This window comes from Bacteroidota bacterium (assembly GCA_030706565.1).
Classification (GTDB): Bacteria; Bacteroidota; Bacteroidia; order Bacteroidales; family JAUZOH01; genus JAUZOH01.
Genome location: JAUZOH010000546.1, coordinates 1 through 2,091, shown reverse-complemented (window position 1 = coordinate 2,091; position 2,091 = coordinate 1). Strand labels below are relative to the sequence as shown.

Here is a 2,091-nt window from a genome sequence, read left to right as displayed (position 1 = left end):
GTCCATCATAGGTATCCGGTATCCGGTAAATTGTTCTTTTATTTTTCCAGGGTCCAAGAGGAGAATCAGCTTCATAGATATAAATATCCTGGCCTAAAAGCTGCTGACTTACCAGGTAAAAATGATCCCCATCTTTAAAAACATTTGGTTGTGGAGAAATACTACTGCCAATGGAATAATTATCCGGCTGGTTAGCCCAACCATTTTTAGTATAGAATTCCCATGGCCCCAAAAAATCATGTTTAGGAACTCTGGCAACATGTAAATTTGTGCTCCAACCTTCACTGTTTGTCCCATATAAATAGACATATCCATCAGCAGCCTCATAAATTCCGGAACCGTAGCTGACATCACCCAGTGTTTTATCCCTGACAATCTTTATCAAATAAAAATCAGGATAGGAAAAAACCGCAACGTCTGTCGAAACGTTCTTAAAATCCCAGGAACCTGACCCGGTTCTTTTAATGTGTCCCAGAGTTTTATAATACCTGCCATCGTATACAATGCCGGCCCCTGACCAATACCAATCGCTATCTTCCTTCAAAGAATCATATTTAATCCAGGTTTGGGCCTTACCCTCTTTAACAGGATTCAATTGAACCATTCCGTACCTTCCAGGGAAGGTTTGAATTAAACCAGCATTGTGCACAAATACATTATCAACTCTTGCCCTGTCGGGCTTCACCAACCCGAAAAAACTATCCTGAAATGACCATAATATCCTACCATCGGGTAATAATAAAGAATAACAACCATCTCCTCCATTCCACCCTGAGTATCGGGTCAATAAATTATTATATTCCAAATCACTATAAACTTCAACTTTTGGATCCCATTTCCCAAGATTAGGAATAAGTTGAAGATGTAATGCAGTATCCTGAGGCAATATTTTCTGAACCCCAATACCAATCTCCTTAGCACTTAAGGGGAATCTATCCTTAATTTTATTTGAGTCGATAGCAGCAAAACCAATATTGGTACAAAATATCAAAAGCTGTAAAGCTTGTCCTAAATAAAAGCTAAAAAAAAGTATTGTTTTCATCATACTACATGATTTTAATTATTTGCTTAGTGCCTTTTTTATTGCATTTCCTGCAAGAGTTGCCACTAGTTTTTACCCTGCTGCGTTGGGGTGAACACCATCACCCGAATATTCAGCTTTCATACCTTTTCGTTCATCTACCAGGGATGAAAAATAATCTAAATAAATCAAGTTATTCTTTTTATACTTTTTAATTGCAGCATTCAAGGTTATAATTTTTTCTGCAGAATGTAGGCCCGGCTTCCAGGGATAATCAAATACCTGAAGTAAAGGACATAGAACTAACTTTATTCCATGAGCCCTGTCTAATTCAGCCATAGGTCCTCAATCATGCCAAGTTACTTATTTTTATTAAATCATTAGAGCAATACTAATTTTCTTATTATTGACGTGTTAAAGCATTTTGATAACAATAATCGTATCTAGTTGTTATAAGGCTTCACATCCAAAACATATTTATGGCCCAATATTTTAGGATCGACTTCAACATGTAAGGTTTTCACTTCTCCCTGCATTAGCGAGAAGTACCCATCATCAAAAATAGCTGGCAAAATTTGCTCGCCTTTATCATTTAATAATTGTACCCTTATGCCAAAAGCTGATGTATTTTTTGACTTATTGGTAAGGGTATAGGTAAGTAACGTATGTCCGTTAGCGGTAATTTTAGATACAACAGGTTTACTTACAGATAAGCTGGTTCCAACAGATGGCAGTTTATTCAAGGCATTATAATCCAAATAGTTATTCCCAATCCAGTAAAAATTTCCAGAAAGTAATTTCCCTTTAGCATCAAATAACTTTAATTTTAAAAAATAGACATCAGACAGGGAAGGTTTTTTAATTGTTGAAGAGAATGCCACAAAGGCTTCCTTTACGGAAGTAGGATTCACGTCCAAAGTAGCTTTCATGCCGTAATCTGGAACTAATTTCCCGTCGCTATTATACACCTGAGCTTCGGCAGTAACAGACTTAATACCGTAGGGCCGGTTATTAACAACTTTAACCGAGTTGGTTGCAGGGTTCCATTGAATATGAACAGGTTCACAGGC

General features: G+C 37.0%; 3 protein-coding genes. All 3 read right to left on the bottom strand.

Annotated elements, in window-relative coordinates:
- Positions 1–1,045 (bottom strand): DUF5005 domain-containing protein (locus tag Q8907_16640; GenBank protein MDP4275897.1); only part of this gene is annotated, 1,045 nt, incomplete at its 3' end.
- 69 nt (positions 1,046–1,114) lie between these two features.
- Positions 1,115–1,360: a hypothetical protein gene (locus tag Q8907_16635; GenBank protein ID MDP4275896.1), complete on the bottom strand. Its 246-nt coding sequence runs from the start codon at positions 1,358–1,360 to the stop codon at positions 1,115–1,117.
- Positions 1,361–1,464: 104 nt separating this feature from the next.
- Positions 1,465–2,091, bottom strand: a 627-nt coding sequence (locus Q8907_16630) for a hypothetical protein (GenBank protein MDP4275895.1), incomplete at its 5' end; no start/stop codon positions are given.